The sequence below is a fragment of the Microbacterium sp. KHB019 genome (genome assembly GCF_037285405.1).
In the GTDB taxonomy this organism is placed as follows: Bacteria; Actinomycetota; Actinomycetes; order Actinomycetales; family Microbacteriaceae; genus Microbacterium.
On sequence record NZ_JBBDHF010000002.1, the window covers coordinates 668,002 to 686,736 of the forward strand.

Genomic DNA, 18,735 nt, shown 5'->3' on the forward strand with positions numbered 1-18,735 from the left:
CCCCATTTGGGGGACAAAGATCAGGATTCTCGCCGCGGCTCCTTCGCGACGTTCCTGGGCCACCAGATCCGGTCGCCCAGAACCCCGAACAGGGCGGGCACGATGACCGTGCGGACCACCAGGGTGTCGACCACCACGCCGACTCCGACGATGAGCCCGAGCTGTCCGAGCGTGACCAGCGGCAGCACGCCAAGTGCGGCGAACACCGCTGCCAGCACGATCCCGGCGCTGGTGATCACGGCGCCGGTGTGCGACACCGCCTGCACCATGCCCTCGCGGGTGCCGCGCGTCTCGGCCTCGGCACGGGCGCGGTGCACGAGGAAGATCGTGTAGTCGATGCCGAGCGCGACGAGGAAGAGAAACGCCAGCAGCGGAACCTGCAGATCGAGCGCCGGCTGGTCGAACAGCACGCGACTGAACCACGACCCGACGCCGATCGCGGCAGCGGCGCTCGCGAGGTTCACCAGCAGCAGTACCACAGGAGCGACTATCGACCGCAGCAGCACCAGCAGCACGATCAAGCTGACGGCGAGCACGAGCGGCGCGATCAGCAGCAGGTCCTGCTGGTTGCCGGCACGGGCGTCGAGATCGGTGGCGACCGCGCCGCCGACGAGCGCATCGGCGTCAGGGATGTCGTGCACCACGTCGCGCAGCTCCGCGACGAGGTCGAGACTCTCCGTGGTCCCCGGTGCGTACTCGCCGGTCACCATGATCCTGGTCAGCGCACCGTCGTCGGTCTCGCCGGTCGGATGCGCCCGCACCACGCCGCCGAGATCGGTGACGGCGTCCACGACCTCGTCCGCCTGATCGGATGCGGCGACGATGAAGATCGGCTGCGACTCCCCAGGGGCGAAGTGATCGGTGAGGACCTCGAGGCCGACGGCCGACTCGGACTGCACGCGGAACTTCTCCGCCTGGTCCAGGCCGACCGACGTTCCGAGCAGTCCTGTGGCCATGACGGCGAGAAGCGCGAGTCCGCCGACGAGGCTCACGGCAGGGCGCTTCATGACGCCCGACGCGATGCCATGCCAGACGGATCCTCGGCTCGGAGCCGCATGACCCGCGGAATCGGCGGTCGGCTTCGGGACGAACGGCCAGAACACCCTGCGCCCGCACACCGCGAGCAGCGGCGGCAGCGCGAAGAGCACTGCGGCGAGCGCGATGAGCAGGCCAACGGCGGACGAGATGCCCAGTCCGCGCGTACCAGGGATGACGGCGAGAGCGAGGGTCAGCAGCGCGAGCACGACGGTGACGTTGGATGCCACGATCGCCGGAACGGTCTTGCGCCAGGCCGCGCTCAGCGCGGCTCGGTGGTCGTCGTTCACGGCGAGCTCCTCGCGGTAGCGCGAGATGAGGAGGAGCGCGTAGTTCGTCCCGGCGCCGAAGACGAGAACGCTGATGATGCCGGCATCGAACTGCAGGTCGAGCCACGATCCCACAGCTCCCGTGACCTTGGATGCCAGCTGATCCGCGAATGCGACCACGACGAGCGGAAGCAGCCAGAGGATCGGCGAGCGATACGTGATGATCAGCAGCAGCGCGACGATGAGGATCGTCACGATCAGCAGCGTGAAGTCCGCGCCGTCGAACGACGAGGTGATGTCTGCGCCGAAGGCCGGGCCGCCCGTGACCTGAAGTGCGAGCCCATCGATGTCCGGCAGCGATCCGCGCAGGTCCTTCACGATGTCGGCGGTCTCGGCGTTGTCCTCGCCGACGTTGATGGGCGTGACGATCACCGCGGCGTAGCCGTCGTCGCTGACGCTCGGCGGCGACGGCTCCAGGCCGGTGTGCTCGTCGAGCGCGGGCACGAGATCGTCCAGGGCGTCGATGTCGGATGCCGTCAGCTCACCGGCATCCGCCCGCGAAGCCACGATGATGACCGACTGCTCGTCGGCATCGGGGAACTCGTCCAGCAGCGCGCTCACGCGACTCGACTCCGAATCCGCCGGCGCCGTCTCGTTGCCTGATGGCGCATCGATCCGGCTCAACAGACCGAACAGGGCGACGAAGGCGATGAGGACGATGCCGAGGGATGCCCACGCACCTCTTCGAGAGGTGAGCCGGTAGGGAAGGCGCGTGCGCGTTGCTGTCATGATGTCCAGCCCACCAGCGTGCGGGGATCCGAACATCGCTCGAAAGGTTGAGAATGGCGAATCGCCAGTGGGGCTCTAACCGCAGGCCGCGCGCCCGTCAACCCCTTCGCGCGATCCGTCGGACCGTGCCAACGTGTCTGCCACGGATCACCTGATCCCCGACGAAAGGAATGGATCAATGGGCATTGGAGACAAGGCGAAGCACACCGCAGAAGACATCGCCGGCCACATGAAGGAAGCCGCCGGCAAGGCGACCGACAACGAGAAGCTCGAAGCCGAGGGCAAGACGGATCAGGCCAAGGCCGATCTGAAGAAGGCCGGCGACGACGTCAAGGACGCTTTCGACAAGTGATCTGACAGATCATCCGTTCCGAGACGACGAACGTGACCCGTTTCGGTATCGAAGAGGAGTTCCAACTCCTTGAAGAGAACACTCTTGTTCCTCTCCCGCTGGGCAGCGCCGCACGTAGGGCGCTGCCCAGCGGCGTGGGTACTGTCGGCAAGGAGTTCCTCACCTCGCAGGTCGAGTTCTCCACCACTCCCGTGCTGACTCTGAGCGCCGCCCGCGAGCAACTGCGCGCATTCCGCCTGGCACTGGCATCGTTCGCGCGAGACCACGGCGCGGTCGCCATCGGATCCGGCACACCTTTCGGCATCGGACCGGAGGCATCGGTTTCGACATCCGAGCGCTACGGGACGGTAGCGCGCTGGCTCGGCCACATCGTCGACGAACACCACGTCAACGGACTGCATCTGCACGTCGAGGTGCTGGACGATGAGGCGCGCGTGAGGGCGCTGAACGCCGTCCGCCCCTGGATGCCGGCCCTGCTCGCCGTGGCAGGCAACTCCCCGTTCGCCGACGGGCGCGACACCGGGCACCAGAGCTGGCGCACCGTGATCATGCGGCGGCTGCCGCTGACAGGCTGCCCTCCCCACTTCCGCGACATGGGGCACTACCGTGCGACGGTCGATCGTCTCGTCACGCAGCACGTGATCCCCGATCTGGCCTCGGTCTGCTGGGCTGCTCGTCTGTCGGAGACGTATCCGACTGTCGAACTGCGCATCTTCGACGCTCAACTCACGACAGAGGACGCCCTGCTGTGCGCCGCCCTCGGTCGTGCTCTGGTCGAGTCGGCAGCTGACATGGATGTGCCGATGCGCGACGGCGATGCCGTTCAGGCTTCGCTGTGGGCGGCAGCACGGGAGGGTCTGGATGCCACCCTCGTGGATCCGTTCAGCGGTGATCTCATTCCTGCACGGCAGGCGGTGAGCCTGCTGATGCAGGTGATCACCCCGGCGCTGACCGCGAGCGGAGATCTGGCGTTCGCGGCAGCGCATCTGGATCGGATCCTGGAGGCGGGGACCGGAGCCCAGCGCCAGCGCGACGCGTATGCGGAAGCCGGCATCCCCGGCCTCCGCGCGCTGCTGAGAGGTTGACGCCGCGCGTGAGGGCGTCAACCTCTCGTCATCAGACCGCGAAGTGCACGATTCCGCTGGCGAGCAGCGAGAGCACGGTCGTCCAGCCGACGATCGCGACGGCCTGCCAGATCAGCACGCGCGCCTTGCTGACGCCGATGGCGGCGAGCATCGTCGCGGTGAACTGCGTCGGCAGCAGCAGCGGGCCGAGCAGGCTCACCCCGGGAACGCCGTAGCGGTCGAGCGCCCGCTGGAACTTCTGCTTGCGGGCCGTCTTGCGCGCGTTGTCGTCCTCGATCGGGATGCCGGCGGCACCGGCATCCGCGACTGGGCGGCCGTCAGCGCCGACGAGCGCACCCGCGCGGCGACGGCCGACGACCGCGGCACGGGCCTTCGAGCTCAGCAGCACGAGGAGCGCGACACAGAGGAAGTTGCCCGTGATCGCCGCGATGGCTGCGATCACAGGAGGGATGCCGCCGAGGATGCCGATGGTCGCAGCGCCCTCGCCCTCGATGAAGGGCACGGCGCCGGCGAGGGCGACGATGAGCGGCTGGACCAGTTCGGGCACCTGGGCGACGAGGTTCTGGAAGGTCTCGATGAGGTTCATGAGTACAGTCCAGCCGGTGCCGCGGCATCCCAGAAGTGTCAGGCTGTCACCTCTCTCCCTGAGCATCGCACGCCGCATGGGTGACAACTGTCACGCCCATAGGCTGTGGGCATGAGTACAGTCCCGCCCGGCTCCGCCCTCCCAGAGGTGATCGGTGCACGCCGCCTGAACCAGGGCATAACGGCGACCTGGTGGTACACCGTGTCGGGTGTCATGGCCTTCCAGGTGATGGTCGTGTTCGTCTGGCTGAGCATCTTCGGGGGCCTGGGCTTCGACTTCGCAACGCTCGCCGTGATCGGCGTCGGCGGCCTCGTCTGGTGCGCGGCGAGCTTTCCCCTGCTGCTGCAGTACCGCCACCGCGACGACGCCGCTGGGCCCGTCGCCGGCTGGCGCGGCATCCTCATCCCCATTGCGCTCGCCATCGCGTTCGGGGTCGTGACCGGCATCCTCAGCGGACTCTGGCTCGTCGGGACGCTGCCTCTCATCCAGTCGCTTGCGCTGCTGAACTGGCCGCGCGGCGTCCGCGTACGGCTGCTGCTCGTGGCGATGGTGGTGCTCGCCGCACTCTGGTTCATCGACCTGCGAACGGTGTTCGCCGACGCCGACGCCGAGGTGGTCGGAGCCTGGTGGGTGTTCGGTTTCATCGGCGTCTCTCTGCCGGTGATGGCCGTGATGTCGCTGTGGTGGTGGGACGTTCTCGTCACGCTCGACAGGGCCAGGGCGTCCGAAGCGCGTCTGGGCGCGACGCAGGAGCGGCTGCGCGTCGCCACCGATGTTCATGACCTGCAGGGTCACCACCTGCAGGTGATCGCCCTGCAGCTCGAATTGGCGGAGCGGCTGCTCGACAAGACAGGGGCTCAAGACGAGAACCGCGATGCCGCGTTGGAGCAGCTCCGACTCGCGCGCGCGAGCGTGGCCGAGGCGCGACAGGGGACGCGCGACCTCGCGATGCGCTTCCGCGGTGTGCCGCTGCCGGACGAGATCGCCAATGCCGTCGACCTCCTGCGCGCGGCCGGGACGACGGCCGACGCCGCTGTGTCCGCCGATGCGGCCCACGCACCGGCATCCGTTCTGGGGCCGGTCATCCGCGAGACGACGACGAACGTGCTGCGGCACGGCAGCGGACGCTGGGCTCGTCTGTCTCTGGCGCGCGACGGGGATGCATGGCGGTATGAGATCGCGAACGACGCGGCATCCGATAGCGGGGTATCCGGCGACGGACCCCGCGTCGAGTCCGGGAGCGCCGGCTCGGGACTCGACGGCATCACGCGTCGGGTCGCCGAGGCGCGCGGTGCGGTGCGTGTGGAGCGCGGCAAGGGCGAGTTCCACGTGATCGTCACGGTTCCGGATGCTGCGACCGAGCCGGAGGGATCGCGATGATCCGGGTGCTGCTCGCCGACGATGAGGCGATGATCCGCTCGGCGCTGGCCGCGCTGCTGCGACTCGAGGACGACATCGACGTCGTCGCTGAGTGCGCTGACGGGGTGCAGGCCGTCGCGATGGCCGAGAAGCTGCAGCCGGACGTCTGCCTGCTCGATCTGGAGATGCCAGGACTGGACGGCGTCGAAGTGGCCGAACGCCTCAGCCGTTCCATCACCGCACGGTGCGTGGTCGTGACGAGGCATGCGAGACCGGGCGTGCTGCGGCGAGCGCTGGCATCCGGAGTCGCCGGATTCCTGCCGAAGTCACGCGGCGCCGACGAGGTCGCCGAGGTCATCCGGCGCGTCGCCGCCGGCGCCCGCTACGTCGACCCCGAGGTGGCGGCGGACGCGCTGAGTGACGAGCGCTGCCCGCTGACCGACCGAGAGCTCGACGTGCTGCGAGCGGGTCGGCGCGGCGAGACGACGGGGCAGATCGCGCGCAGGCTGTCGCTTGCTCCCGGCACGGTGCGCAATCACATTTCGGCCGTGCTGTCGAAGCTGCATGTCGCGACGAGGCAGCAGGCCGTTCTCATGGCCGAGGAGCGCGGCTGGATCTGAGCGCCGCCGCGCCGAGACGGGGTTTGCAGCATGAGACCCGGGCCATACGCCCCCGTCTCGTGTGGCAAACCCCGTCTCGCGGTGGGGCTGGAGCAGGATGCCGGGCTAGCGCTCCGCGACGAACGCGCTGTCGGGTCGCGAGCTGGGACGCGCCTCGGCATCCGCTCTGCTGTCGGAGATCGACACAGGGTCGGCGCCTGCCGCGCTCGACGAGATCCCGGCCCGCCTGGTCATCCGCCGCAGCACCCGGCACCAGCGCGGCTGACGCGCGGGCGTACCGCACCCACCCACCCGCGCGAACGCTCCCGTTACAGCGGCGGCTCCTCGAGGTGCTCGCGCGGCCGGCGGCGGCCGCTGAGTCCGAGCAGCACGAGGGCGGCGACGATCGGTCCGTAGACGAAGGCGTCTGCGACGGCGAGCGTCTCTCCGAGCAGCAGGGATGCCCCGAGCACGAGGACGGGTTCGAGGTACGACAGCAGCCCGAACAGCGACAGCGGCAGAAGGCGCGAGGCGAGGATGTAGAGGATCATCGCCGCCGCGCTGAGGGTCGCCATGAGCAGGAGCGGCGGCCAGGATGCCGCGGCATCCGCCGGTGAGACGAGGTGCGAGACCGCGATCACGGCGGACGGGATGACGAGCAGGAGGATCTCGATGAGGAAGACCTGCATCGAGTCGATGCCCGCCCAGCGGCGCAGGGCGAAGTAGACCGGGTAGAGGCCGGCGATGATGAGCACCGGCCAGCCCACGCCTCCGGCGATCAGTGCCTGAGCGAGCACGCCGACGGCAGCGGCCGCGACGGCCGCCCACTGCAGCATGCGCAGACGGTCGCGGAAGAACAACCGGCCGACCACGACCATGACCAGTGGCAGCAGGAAGTATCCGAAGGCGATGTCCTGCGTGTCCCCGTTCGCCGGCCCCCACATGAAGACCCACAACTGCACCGCCATGATGGCGGTGTTCAGCAACACGACGGCGATGAGCCTCGGGCGGCGGATGATGCGGCGCGAAACTGTCACCAGAGCGGCGCGGCGAGGTCCTGTGGCGTGCAGCGCGCCGAGGGCCGCAGCGATGAACAGAACCCGCCAGGCCGTGGTCTGTTCGGGCGTGAGGCCGTCGAGGTGGCCGCCGAGCAGGCCGATCGCGCCGAACAGGACCGAGGCGAAGACGGATGCCGCGACTCCGCGCGACGCGGTGGAGGCGTGGGCGTTGCGGCGGATGAGAGACTCCAAGGGATGGCGGGCGGAATGACGTCCACCCTGACGAGTCGCATCCAGCCTAGCGGCAGCGGATCCGACCGCATCGGTCCGGAGATGTCGGGCGCCGCCGGGGCACGGAACGCAGGCTGGAGTGCGAAGGGAGACCCTCGTGATCGCAGAGCTCAACCACCTGGTCGACGTCGTCGAAACGCACCTCGCCGAGGATATCGACGTCAACGATCTCGCCATGCGGCTCGGGACGACCGAGTACCACCTGCGCCGGATGTTCTCGTCGCTCGCAGGTATGCCGCTGTCGGAATACATCCGGCGCCGGCGGATGGCCATCGCCGCTGCGGACGTCGTGGCCGGACACCGGATGCTCGACACGGCGGTGCGCTACGGCTACGGCTCGACAGAGGCGTTCGGTCGGGCGTTCCGCTCGGTACACGGAACGAGCCCGGCCGAGGTCCGCGCTAACGGCGGTCCCCTTCGATCGCAACCGAAACTCAGGTTCCGCCTGACCGTCGAAGGGAACAGCTCCATGGACACCCGCATCACCCACCGCCCCGATTTCCGCCTCGTGGGGCACGCCGCCCGCGTCCCGCTCATCCACCAGGGCATGAACCCGCACATCCGGGCGCACATCGCCAGCATCCCGGCATCCGAGCACGACCGGCTGAAGACGCTGTCCAACACGGAGCCCGCCGGCCTGCTGCAGGTCAGCGCCGACGTCGACCCCGATTACACCGAGGGGAGCGAGCTCACTTACCTGCACGGGGTGGCGGCGGATGCCGCGACCTCTGCACCGGAGGACCTCGATGAGATCGAGGTGCCGGAGGGCGACTGGGTCGTGTTCCGCACGTCGGGTGCCTACCCCGCTGCATTGCAGGAGGCATACGCCTCGTCAGCGGCCGACTGGTTCCCCTCGAACCCGTGGCGACTGCGCCCCGGGCCGTCGATTGTGGCGGTTCTCGAGCGCGCCGACGACTTCAGCACCGCGACGACCGAGCTGTGGATGCCGGTCGAGCGCGTGTGACCCATCCCGAGAATTGCCTTGGCGCGCGAGAATTGCGTTGCCAACGCCGGTCTCAGCGCGCAGAGCAATTCTCGCGGAGGAGGGATGCTGGATACGCGAATGGCCCCCGTCCTGAAAATCTCAGGTCGGGGGCCATTTCACTCGCGTGCGCGAGGGGGGACTTGAACCCCCACGTCCATAAGGACACTGGCACCTGAAGCCAGCGCGTCTACCATTCCGCCACTCGCGCGAGCGTCTCGTTCCGAAGAACTCAACTTCACGAGGATATCACGCACTTTCACCGGCGCAGAACGTGCGGCCGGGGCCGCAAAGGGGCGCGTACCCAGGTGGTCTGGCTACGATGTTGCTACCGCCGCCATGCCAGAGGAGCCCAGTGGGACTACTTGACAGCTTTGAGAAGGGTCTTGAGCGCGCCGTCAACGGCGCTTTCGCCAAGACCTTCCGCAGCGGCATCCAGCCGGTGGAGATCGCCTCGGCGCTGCGCCGGGAGGCCGACATCAAGGCCGCCGTCGTCAGCCGCGACCGCATCATCGTGCCGAACAGCTTCGTCGTGCGCCTGAGCGGCGACGACTACGACCGGATGCACGCCCTCGGCGGTGCGCTCACCGACGAACTCCACGCGCTGGTGACCAAGCACGCCAAGGCGCAGGGGTACAGCTTCTCCGGACCCGTCTCGATCGCGCTCGAATCCGACGAGAAGGTCGCCACCGGAACAGTGCGCGTGAACTCCGGCACGATCGAGGGCCGCGTCAGCTGGCAGGCCGTGATCGATGTCGACGGTCGCCGGCACTCCCTCTCACGCGCGCGCACGGTCATCGGTCGCGGCAGCGACGCCGACATCACCATCGGGGATGCAGGTTCCAGCCGCAAGCACGTCGAAGTCCTGTGGGACGGCGAGCGCGCCATGATGCGCGACCTCGGATCCACCAACGGCACCAAGGTCAATGGACAGAAGGTGCGCGAGGCGCCTCTGCCGAGCGACACGACCATCACGATCGGTCGCACCGACCTCGTCTTCCGCGTCGTAGCGATCGCCGCAGAAGGGGCCGCACGATGAGTGAACTCGTCCTCCTGCTGCTGCGCATCGGCTTCCTGGTGCTGCTGTGGTTCTTCGTGTTCGGCGTCGTCTACTCGCTGCGTGCCGACCTGTTCGGCGTGAAGGTGCGCAAGCTCCCCGCCGAGGCAGCGAGCGGCGCTCCGGTCGCCGCCGCTCCGGCACCGGCATCCAAGCCCAAGCCCTCCCCGCGAGACGGCTCCGCCGCCACCACGAGCAGCGTCGCGAAGCTCGTGATCACTTCCGGACCGAAAGCCGGGCTCGAACTCCCTCTGGGTACAGAGGCCATGACGATCGGCCGCTCCAGCGAGTCGGGCCTCGTCATCCGCGACGACTACACCTCCAGCCACCACGCACGCCTCCTGCTGCGGGGCGACACCTGGGCCATCCAGGACCTCGACTCGACCAACGGAACCTTCCTCGGCGGCAAGCGCCTGGGCAGCGCTCCGGCGCCCATCAGCATCGGCGACACGGTCAAGGTCGGCGCCACGACCTTCGAGCTGCGGGCCTGAACCCGGCATGGTCTTCGAAGGATCCGCCTCCGCGATCTCCCACACCGGGAAGGTCCGGTCCAACAACCAGGACTCCGGTTACTCCGGAGCGAACCTGTTCGCGGTCGCCGACGGCATGGGCGGGCACGCGGGTGGAGACGTGGCATCCACCATCGCCATCCAGCACCTCGAGCAGCTCGACCAGGCGTTCTCCTCGACGGACGACGCGCAAGCCTCCCTGCAGGCGGCTGCGACGACCGCGGCGGGCGACCTCATCCGCGCAGCGAAGGAGCAGCCGGAGCTCGCGGGGCTCGGCACCACCGTCAGCGCGATCATCATGGTCGACGACCACGCCGTCATCGGCCACATCGGCGACTCGCGCATCTACCTCTATCGCGACGACGAGCTGACCCAGATCACCGCCGACCACACGTTCGTCCAACGCCTCGTCGACTCGGGCCGCATCACGCCCGAAGAGGCTCGCTACCACCCGCGTCGCTCCGTGCTCATGCGCGTGCTCAGCGACATGGACCACGACCCGGAGCTCGACATGTTCGTCATGCCGACGCTCCCGGGCGACCGCTGGCTGCTGTGCTCCGACGGCCTGTCGGGTGTCGTCGACGAGACGCACATCCTCAAGGCGATGCGCATGGGCCTCGCCCCGGGTCGCACCGCCGACAACCTGCTCAAGCAGGCGCTCGACGGCGGCGCACCGGACAACGTCACGATCGTGCTCGTCGAGGTGGGCGGCCTGCACCCGCTCTCGTCCGGCACCCCCACCATCGTCGGGGCGGCATCCACTCCGTCCGGCGTCCTCATCCCGCCGACCCGTGCCCCCAGGACGAGCTGGCTGCATCCGGTCCGACAGGCCGCGAACGATCCTTCGCACTTCGAGCCGGCCGCCGACTACCTCGAGGAGCTCATCGAGGAGGACCGTCGCCGGGCCAGACGCCGTCGCATCGGCTGGGTCGCCGCCCTCGTCGTCGTCATCCTCGCGCTCACCGGCGCCGGCATCCTCGCCTACAACTGGACGCAGACCCGCTACTTCGTCGGCGCCGATGAGGACAGCGTCGTGATCTTCCAGGGCGTGCAGCAGAACATCGGACCGATCTCACTGTCGACCGAGCTCGAGGACACCGGCATCCTCCTGGCGAACCTGCCTGCTTACCAGCGCGCCACCGTCGAGCGGACGATCACCGCCCGCTCACTCTCGGACGCCATGGCGATCGTCGACCGGCTGCGCGCCGGAGAAGAGGCCGTCACGGGCGAGACGGCGACCCCGTCGCCGAGCCCCACCCCGACGAGCACCCCGCAGAGCGCCCCCGCGAGCACCGACGAGGAGGTGATCGGATGAGCGCCGACGTCGCCGCCGACACCGCCGTCATCAAGGCCCTCAAGCGGATGCGGATGCCGCAGACCCAGCGCAACCGCGAGTTCTGGCTGCTGCTGTTCGCCTGCGCGATCAGCGGTGCAGCCCTCGCACTCGTGCAGCTCGGCGCCCTCGGCCTGATCGACCCGTTCATCCTCTTCATCGGCGGCGGCCTCGCCATCCTCGCCTTCGCCCTGCACTTCGTGCTGCGTGCCGTGGCATCCGACGCCGACCCGTTCGTGCTGCCGATCGCGACACTGCTCACGGGCCTCGGCATCGCGATGATCTACCGCCTCGACATCGCCGAGCACTACACCGGCTGGTCTGCGTTCTCCACCAAGCAGTTGGCGTGGACGGCGATCTCGCTCGCCGGTGCGATCACGATCGTCATCCTGCTGCGCAACTACCGCATCCTGTTCCGCTACACGTACCTGTTCGGGCTCGCCGGCATCCTGCTCCTGCTGCTGCCGTTCATCCCCGGCCTCGGGGTCGCAGAGGCCAACGCGGATGTCTGGGTCTCGATCGGCGGGGTCTTCTCGTTCCAACCGGGTGAGATCGCCAAGATCTGCCTGGCGATCTTCTTCGCCGGCTACCTCGTGCGCACCCGCGAGAGCCTCACCTCCGTCGGCAAGCGATTCCTCGGGATCACATGGCCGCGCATGCGCGAACTCGGCCCGGTCATCGTCGTCTGGCTGATCTCGCTGGGCATCATCGTGATCCAGCGCGACCTCGGAACCGGAATGCTCATCTTCGGCCTGTTCATCGCGATGCTCTACGTCGCCACGGGCAAGACGAGCTGGGTTCTCATCGGCCTCGGGATGGTCGCGGCCGGCGTCGCCGCGGCGACCCAGATCCTCCCCTATGTGCACGGACGCTTCACGAACTGGCTGTACGCCTTCGACCCAGAGGTCGTCGACCCGAGGGGCCCAGGGTTCCAGCTCGTTCAGGGCATCTTCGGTCTCGCCCACGGCGGCCTGATCGGCACCGGCCTCGGCCAGGGACGCCCCGACATCACTCCCCTGGCCGAGAGCGACTACATCATCCCGAGCCTCGGCGAAGAGCTCGGCCTCATCGGCCTGTTCGCGATCCTCTGCCTGTACATGGTGTTCGTCAGCCGTGGCATCCGCATCGGCATCGCCGGTCAGGACGACTTCGGAAAGCTCCTCGCGACCGGGCTGTCGTTCACGATCGCGCTGCAGGTGTTCATCATGGTCGGCGGCGTGACCCGCGTCATCCCGCTGACCGGTCTGACCACGCCGTTCCTCGCGGCCGGCGGATCCTCACTCGTCGCCAACTGGCTGATCGTGGCACTGCTGCTGCGGATATCCGACGGCGTGCGCCGCCAGCCCAGGGTGGTGATCGGCTGATGACGAAAGAGATGCGCCGACTCAGCATCGTGATGCTGTTCATGTTCCTGTCGCTGTTCGTCGCGACCAGCTGGATCCAGGTCGTCGAGGCCGACAACCTCGGCCAGGCAGACGGCAACACCCGTTCGCTGCTGGCCAGCTACGAGATCCAGCGCGGATCGATCCTCGTGGACGACTCCCCTATCGTGTCCTCCGTCGCGTCCGACGACGAGTACCGCTACCAGCGCGAGTACGTCGATTCGCCGATGTGGTCGAGCGTCACCGGGTTCTTCAACCCGGCGCTGCAGTCTTCGACCGGCATCGAGAACGCATTCAACGCCGACCTCTCGGGCACCGGTGCGAGCGCCTTCCTCGCCGAGATCGAGCGGATCGTCTCCGGACAGCCGCAACGCGGATTCAGCATCGAGTTGACCTTGGATGCCGCGGCCCAGCGCGCCGCGTACGAGGCGTTCGGCGACAAGCAGGGCGCAGCGGTCGCGATCGAGCCGTCGACGGGACGCATCCTCGCGATGTACTCGACGCCGGGATACGACGCGAACGAGCTCGCCGTGCACAGCGCGACGCAGGCTGAAGAGGCGTACAACGCTCTGGATGCCCTCAAGCCCAACCCGCTCATCAACAACGCGACCGACGACGTCAACCCTCCCGGATCGACGTTCAAGGTGCTCGTCGCCGCGGCGGCGTACGCCACCGGCGAGTGGACGCCCGAGTCGACGCTCCCCAATCCTGCTCGCTACACCCTCCCCGGATCCAACAACCAGGTGCGCAACGCCTGGGGCGGCACGTGCGGATCCGGCTCCACCGTGACGATCGCCGAGGCCGTCAAGCTCAGCTGCAACATCCCGATGGCAGAGCTCGCCGTTGAACTGGGCAGCGAGACGATCTTCGATATCGCGGAGAAGTTCGGTTTCAACCAGGAGTTCACCACGCCGCTCCCCGTCGCCAAGTCCAGCTACCCCCGGGTCCTCAACGACCCGCAGACGGCGCTGACCGGATTCGGTCAGGGGCAGGTGACCGCGACGGCGCTGCAGGTCGCGATGATCTCGGCCGGACTCGCCAACGACGGCCTGGTCATGAAGCCGAGACTGGTGGATGCCGTGATCGGCAACGACCTGTCCACCGTGCGCGAATACCCGGACGAGGAGTTCGGCCGTGCCGTCGAGGCCGGTGTGGCCGACGATGTGACCGCAGCCATGGTCGCCAGCGTCACGGATGGCGCGGCTCAGGGTGCAAGAATAGACGGGGTCGAGGTCGCCGGTAAGACGGGGACGGCCGAACACGAACCAGACGATCCGTACACACTGTGGTTCACCGGTTTCGCACCGGCGGACAACCCGCAGATCGCGGTGGCCGTCGTCGTGGAAGACGGCGGCGGGATGGGACAGTCGGGCTCCGGTGACACACTCGCCGCCCCGATCGCGAAGAAGATCATTGAGGCGGTGCTGAACAAATGAGGCCGACGCAGGGTGTGTCGTTCGGTGGTCGATACGAGCTTCAGTCGCGTATCGCGATCGGCGGTATGGGCGAGGTCTGGGAAGCGACGGATCACGTCATCGGACGTACCGTCGCCATCAAGATCCTCAAGGACGAGTACATGGGGGATCCCGGATTCCTCGAGCGATTCCGCGCTGAAGCGCGGCACGCCGCCCTCGTCAACCACGAGGGCATCGCGAGCGTCTTCGACTACGGCGAGGAGAACGGCTCCGCGTTCCTCGTCATGGAGCTCGTCCCGGGCGAGGCGCTGTCGACAGTGCTCGAACGCGACGGCTCGTTGAGCGCGGACAAGACCCTCGACATCGTCGCGCAGACGGCATCCGCTCTTCAGGCCGCGCACGCCGCCGGTCTCGTGCACCGGGACATCAAGCCGGGAAACCTGCTGATCACCCCGGACGGCCGCGTCAAGATCACCGACTTCGGCATCGCCCGCATCGCCGACCAGGTGCCGCTGACCGCGACCGGTCAGGTCATGGGAACCGTGCAGTACCTCTCCCCCGAGCAGGCGTCGGGTCACCCGGCGTCCCCCGCGACCGACACGTACTCGCTGGGCATCGTCGCGTACGAGTGCCTCGCAGGCAAGCGCCCGTTCACGGGCGAATCGCAGGTCGCGATCGCGATGGCGCAGATCAACGAGCAGCCCCCGCCGCTGCCCGTCACCGTGCCGATCCCGGTGCAGAACCTCGTCATGGCGATGATCGCCAAGAAGCCGGCCGATCGCCCGTCGTCCTCGGCGACGGTGGCGCGTGCGGCTCAGGCGCTCCGCCGCGGCGATCTGAACTCCGCGGCCATCGCCGTGCCGGCGATCGCCGGTGCAGCGGCCGGGGATGACGCCACCCGTCTCCTGACCGCCTCCGGCGATGACGGCACGACGCGCATCCTGCCGACGACCGCGCAGCTGCCGACCGATGAGGTCGTAGAAGGCGAAGACGGCAAGAAGAAGAAGCGCAGCCCGTGGACGTGGCCGCTCATCGCGCTGATCGTCCTGCTCGTGATCGTTCTCGCCGGCACTCTGTTCGCGCTGCTGAACCAGAACGAGCCGGACGTCGGCCCGTCGACGCCGCCCTCGACCACAGCATCCAGGACGCCGTCGAACACGCCGTCGCAGACCCCGACCCCGACGGAGACCCGCATCAGCGTCGACGGCCTGGGACTGGTCGGTCTGTCGTGCGACGACGCCATGGCCAAGGCCAGGGAAGCCGGGCTCGCTCCGGTCTGCGAGACCGGGTCCACTGCGGCTTCGTCCGACGCGCAGGTCGGCACGGTCGAGTCCGTCAGCCCCCGCGGCGACCTGGAGCAGGGAGCGCCCATCACGCTCACCCTGTTCGCCGACCGCGTGCAGCTCGGCAGCCCGCAGAGCGCCCCGACCATCACCGGCGACCCGGTCACCGGCACCGTCGTCACGCTGAACTGGACCAACTTCACCTGCCCGAGCGGTACCGGCACCCTCAGCGGGTACAAGGTCGCGATCACCAACGCGACCTTCGACGACGGCAGCACGGCACGTGCGTTCGACCCCGGCGTGCGCAGTGCGCCGATCACGCTCGGCGCAGAGGGTCTCCAGGCCACCGCCACGTACACGGCGCTGTGCTCGGGCGGCGACGAGCAGCGCGAGTCCGACCCGTCTCCGCAGATGAGCGTCCCGATCGCCGCAGCACCGGCCGAAGAGGGCGGCGGCGCCGAAGGTGACGCTCAGCAGGGCTGAAGTAGCCTTGTGCACAGCTGAACCGCGCCGCATCCTGAGGCGCCGAATTCCGGGGGACTGATCATTGGCAGCAGAGCCGCGCATCATCGCTGAGCGGTACCGTGTGGACGAGCTCATCGGCCACGGCGGCATGGCCAAGGTGTACCGCGGATACGACCTCACACTCGGGCGCGACGTCGCGATCAAGATCCTCGATCCCGAGCTCGCGCGCGACACGGCCTTCCGTACCCGGTTCCGGCTTGAGGCGCAGGCGGCGTCCCGCATGTCGCATCCGTCGATCGTGCGCGTGTTCGACGCTGGGGACCCAGGATCCGCTGACGGCGCGACATCGGCCGACAGCGAGCCGTACATCATCATGGAGCTCGTCCACGGGCGGCTGCTGAAGGACATCATCGCGGCAGGACCGGTGTCCGTCGAGGATGCGGTCCGCTACATCGACGGCATCCTCGAGGCCCTCGACTACTCGCACCGCGCCGGCGTCGTGCATCGTGACATCAAGCCGGGCAACGTCATGGTCACCGACCGCGGCCAGGTCAAGGTCATGGACTTCGGCATCGCCCGAGCCGTCTCCGACTCGTCGTCGACGGTCGCCGAGACGACGCAGATCCTCGGCACGGCCGCGTACTTCTCCCCCGAGCAGGCCAAGGGCGAGCCTGTGGATGCCAGGGCCGACCTGTATTCGACCGGCGTCGTGCTCTACGAGCTGCTCACCGGACGCCAGCCGTTCCGCGGGGACTCCCCCGTCGCCGTCGCGTACCAGCACGTGAGCGAGGCGCCGGTGCCGCCGACCGAGGTCAAGGAGGACGCGCCGAAGACGCTCGACCCGATCGTGCTCCGCGCTCTCGCGAAGGATCCGTACCAGCGGTACCCGGATGCCGCGAGCTTCCGCCTCGCTCTCGACTCCGCTGTCACCGGTAAAGCGCCGACGAAGAAGCAGCTGGGCGCGCTCACCAGCGAGCTGTACGGGCCGAGCCCGCGGCAGGCGCAGGAGACCGCACGGTCTCTGCGGCAGCTGAGCTCCGACACCACGATGACCCGCACGCAGTCCGGCCCTCCGGTGGCATGGATCTGGGCCGGCGTCGCACTGCTGGCCGTGCTGCTGATATCGGTTCTGCTGTGGGTGATCATGATGCCGCGCGGCGAGCAGATCCCGACATCCTCCCGCATCGTGCCCGACCTCGTCGATGTCTCGTCGGAGCGCGCGCAGGCCGACCTGCTCGACCTCGATCTTCAGTCCGAGATCATCTATGAGGCCGATGCCGACGTCGCCGAGGACAACGTCATCCGCACCGATCCGGAGGCCGGGCAATCGGTGAAGGTCGGCGAGACGATCACGCTGTACGTATCGTCCGGTGCCGAGACCGTTGAGGTGCCGAAGCTCGTCGGCCTCTCGCAGACCGCCGCCAAGGATGCCTTGACCAAGGCCGGGCTCGAACTCGGCACGGTGACGCCGCGCAGTGATGCCGAGAGTGCTGCCGACACCGTACTCGAGGCCAGCGCCGAAGAGGGCACGGAGGTCGCGCCGAAGACGGTGATCAACCTCGTCGTCGCCAGCGGGCGCGTGACGCTGCCTGACGTCACGGGCTGGACGCTGGATGCCGCAACGGCGAAGCTCGGCGAACTGGGACTGAACGCGATCCAGACCGAGTCGCCCGACTGCCCCGCGACGACGCCGGCAACGGTTGCGTCGATGTCGTCCGCACCGGGCGATGTGCCGGTGCACTCCGACGTCGAGCTCCGGTACTGCACGGGCGAGTAGTCGCGCCTGCTCGCGCCCCCGCGCCTCGCCTCGCCCCCGCTTCGCGCCGATGCGAGAAGGGTTTCGCGGCTTCACAGGCCGGCGGAGCGACGCAATCCTTCTCGCATCGACTCGCGACCTGTCGCCCGCGACACGTTCTGCACAGTGCGACCGGATGGGCGACCTGTGCACAGGCCCGGAGAATCTCGGGTTGCCGGTTTGCGCGACTGCGCCAGTATCAGGGGATGCGACACAGAGTTCCGCTTCCCCGCCGTCTCGGCGACAGGTTCTCGGTGCGCAGCGCGGAAGCCGCCGGCATCCGTCGCGGCCGGTGCAGCACCCCCGATCTGCACCGGCCGTTCCACGGAGTCCGCTCACGCGAGAAGCCGGTGACATTCGATGACGTGGTCCGCTGCTACGAGCCGCGTCTGAAACCGGGTCAACGGTTCGGCGGGCTGACGGCGGCCCGCGACTGGGGACTACCGCTGCCGACGATGTGGCAACCGGACGAGCCGATCGAGGTCATCGTGCCGCCGACGGGGGCCGCGCCGAAGACCGCGGGGGTGAAGGGACGTCGGCTGCGCGAGGATCGCGCCGAAACACGCATCCTCAAAGGACACCCGGTCGTCGACCCGGTCGCGGCGCTGTTCACCTGCGCGAGCACGCTAACCGTGCAGCAGGCTGTCACGATCATCGATGCACTGCTGACGACGGCATCCAACTATCCGGGATTGGGGCCGGGCAGGCCGATGAGCACGCGCGACGAGATCGCCCGTCGCCTCGATGAGTGGTGGCGGTTCCCCGGGAGTACGACGATCCGCACTGCGCTGCGTCAGGCGCGCGAGCGGGTGGAGTCCCCGAAGGAGACCGAGACGCGACTGCTGCTCATCGCGAGCGGTCTGCCCGAGCCGGTCGTGCAGCAGGAAGTGCGGGCGGGCGGCGTGCTACTGGGGCGCATCGACCTCGCCTACCCCGAGCTCAAGGTCGCGATCGAGTACGAGGGGGATGGCCACCGGACCGATAAGGAACAGTGGCGAAAGGACATCCAGCGACAGCGGCATCTCGAGAGCGAAGGATGGATCGTCATCCGCCTCACTCAGGCCGACCTCGACGCGCCGGAGCCGATGATCGCGAGCATCCGTCGCGCGATCATCGCACGAACCCCGTGACGTGCCCCCGGTCTCGGGCAT

The 18,735-nt window shown here is 68.4% G+C and carries 17 protein-coding genes and 1 tRNA gene; 13 read left to right on the top strand and 5 right to left on the bottom strand.

What is annotated here, in order from left to right:
* Positions 1-20: 20 nt before the first annotated feature.
* Positions 21-2,093, bottom strand: coding sequence for an MMPL family transporter (locus tag KHB019_RS09580; protein WP_337458799.1), 2,073 nt, complete (start codon positions 2,091-2,093; stop codon positions 21-23).
* 178 nt (positions 2,094-2,271) lie between these two features.
* On the opposite strand from KHB019_RS09580, the gene KHB019_RS09585 reads away from it, so the two are divergent.
* Both KHB019_RS09585 and KHB019_RS09590 read left to right on the top strand, forming a co-directional pair.
* Positions 2,272-2,445 (top strand): CsbD family protein, encoded by a 174-nt coding sequence (locus KHB019_RS09585; RefSeq protein ID WP_230104010.1) that lies wholly within the window; start codon positions 2,272-2,274, stop codon positions 2,443-2,445.
* Between the two features lie 32 nt (positions 2,446-2,477).
* Positions 2,478-3,530 (top strand): carboxylate-amine ligase, encoded by a 1,053-nt coding sequence (locus tag KHB019_RS09590; RefSeq protein WP_337458800.1) that lies wholly within the window; start codon positions 2,478-2,480, stop codon positions 3,528-3,530.
* A 31-nt stretch (positions 3,531-3,561) separates the two neighbouring features.
* Here KHB019_RS09590 and KHB019_RS09595 read toward each other — a convergent pair whose 3' ends face one another.
* Positions 3,562-4,116 carry a small multidrug efflux protein gene (locus KHB019_RS09595; protein WP_337458801.1) on the bottom strand — a complete coding sequence of 185 codons (555 nt, stop codon included), beginning with the start codon at positions 4,114-4,116 and terminating at the stop codon, positions 3,562-3,564.
* Positions 4,117-4,227: 111 nt separating this feature from the next.
* On the opposite strand from KHB019_RS09595, the gene KHB019_RS09600 reads away from it, so the two are divergent.
* Positions 4,228-5,496, top strand: coding sequence for a sensor histidine kinase (locus KHB019_RS09600; protein ID WP_337458802.1), 1,269 nt, complete (start codon positions 4,228-4,230; stop codon positions 5,494-5,496).
* Positions 5,493-6,095, top strand: coding sequence for a response regulator transcription factor (locus KHB019_RS09605; RefSeq protein WP_337458803.1), 603 nt, complete (start codon positions 5,493-5,495; stop codon positions 6,093-6,095). The genes KHB019_RS09600 and KHB019_RS09605 overlap by 4 nt, the downstream gene beginning before the upstream one ends.
* A 105-nt stretch (positions 6,096-6,200) precedes the next feature.
* On the opposite strand, the gene KHB019_RS09610 is transcribed toward KHB019_RS09605, so the two are convergent.
* Positions 6,201-6,329 (bottom strand): hypothetical protein, encoded by a 129-nt coding sequence (locus KHB019_RS09610; RefSeq protein ID WP_337458804.1) that lies wholly within the window; start codon positions 6,327-6,329, stop codon positions 6,201-6,203.
* Between the two features lie 74 nt (positions 6,330-6,403).
* Complete coding sequence (rarD, locus tag KHB019_RS09615) at positions 6,404-7,324, bottom strand: EamA family transporter RarD (RefSeq protein WP_337458805.1); 921 nt, start codon at positions 7,322-7,324, stop codon at positions 6,404-6,406.
* 136 nt (positions 7,325-7,460) lie between these two features.
* Between rarD and KHB019_RS09620 the strand changes: the two genes are divergently transcribed.
* Entirely contained in the window at positions 7,461-8,327 is an 867-nt protein-coding gene (locus tag KHB019_RS09620) for an AraC family transcriptional regulator (protein WP_337458996.1), read from the top strand.
* A 146-nt stretch (positions 8,328-8,473) separates the two neighbouring features.
* Here KHB019_RS09620 and KHB019_RS09625 read toward each other — a convergent pair.
* Positions 8,474-8,556, bottom strand: a tRNA-Leu gene (locus KHB019_RS09625).
* Between the two features lie 144 nt (positions 8,557-8,700).
* Between KHB019_RS09625 and KHB019_RS09630 the strand changes: the two genes are divergently transcribed.
* The 8 genes from KHB019_RS09630 (at position 8,701) to KHB019_RS09665 (ending at position 18,714) form a co-directional block, all read left to right on the top strand.
* Positions 8,701-9,384 carry a DUF3662 and FHA domain-containing protein gene (locus KHB019_RS09630; RefSeq protein WP_337458806.1) on the top strand — a complete coding sequence of 228 codons (684 nt, stop codon included), beginning with the start codon at positions 8,701-8,703 and terminating at the stop codon, positions 9,382-9,384.
* Complete coding sequence (locus KHB019_RS09635) at positions 9,381-9,893, top strand: FHA domain-containing protein FhaB/FipA (protein WP_337458807.1); 513 nt, start codon at positions 9,381-9,383, stop codon at positions 9,891-9,893. Before KHB019_RS09630 ends, KHB019_RS09635 begins: the two co-directional genes overlap by 4 nt.
* Before the next feature lie 7 nt (positions 9,894-9,900).
* Positions 9,901-11,226, top strand: a complete 1,326-nt coding sequence (locus KHB019_RS09640) for a PP2C family protein-serine/threonine phosphatase (protein WP_325471583.1) — start codon at positions 9,901-9,903, stop codon at positions 11,224-11,226.
* Positions 11,223-12,608 (top strand): FtsW/RodA/SpoVE family cell cycle protein, encoded by a 1,386-nt coding sequence (locus KHB019_RS09645; protein ID WP_337458808.1) that lies wholly within the window; start codon positions 11,223-11,225, stop codon positions 12,606-12,608. Before KHB019_RS09640 ends, KHB019_RS09645 begins: the two co-directional genes overlap by 4 nt.
* The gene (locus KHB019_RS09650; RefSeq protein WP_230104022.1) at positions 12,608-14,062 is read left to right on the top strand and encodes a peptidoglycan D,D-transpeptidase FtsI family protein; all 1,455 of its coding nucleotides are present in this window, start codon (positions 12,608-12,610) and stop codon (positions 14,060-14,062) included. Before KHB019_RS09645 ends, KHB019_RS09650 begins: the two co-directional genes overlap by 1 nt.
* Positions 14,059-15,807, top strand: coding sequence for a protein kinase domain-containing protein (locus KHB019_RS09655; RefSeq protein ID WP_337458809.1), 1,749 nt, complete (start codon positions 14,059-14,061; stop codon positions 15,805-15,807). The genes KHB019_RS09650 and KHB019_RS09655 overlap by 4 nt, the downstream gene beginning before the upstream one ends.
* 64 nt (positions 15,808-15,871) lie before the next feature.
* Entirely contained in the window at positions 15,872-17,566 is a 1,695-nt protein-coding gene (gene pknB, locus KHB019_RS09660; protein WP_337458810.1) for a Stk1 family PASTA domain-containing Ser/Thr kinase, read from the top strand.
* 224 nt (positions 17,567-17,790) lie between these two features.
* Complete coding sequence (locus KHB019_RS09665) at positions 17,791-18,714, top strand: endonuclease domain-containing protein (RefSeq protein WP_337458811.1); 924 nt, start codon at positions 17,791-17,793, stop codon at positions 18,712-18,714.
* Positions 18,715-18,735 lie beyond the last annotated feature (21 nt).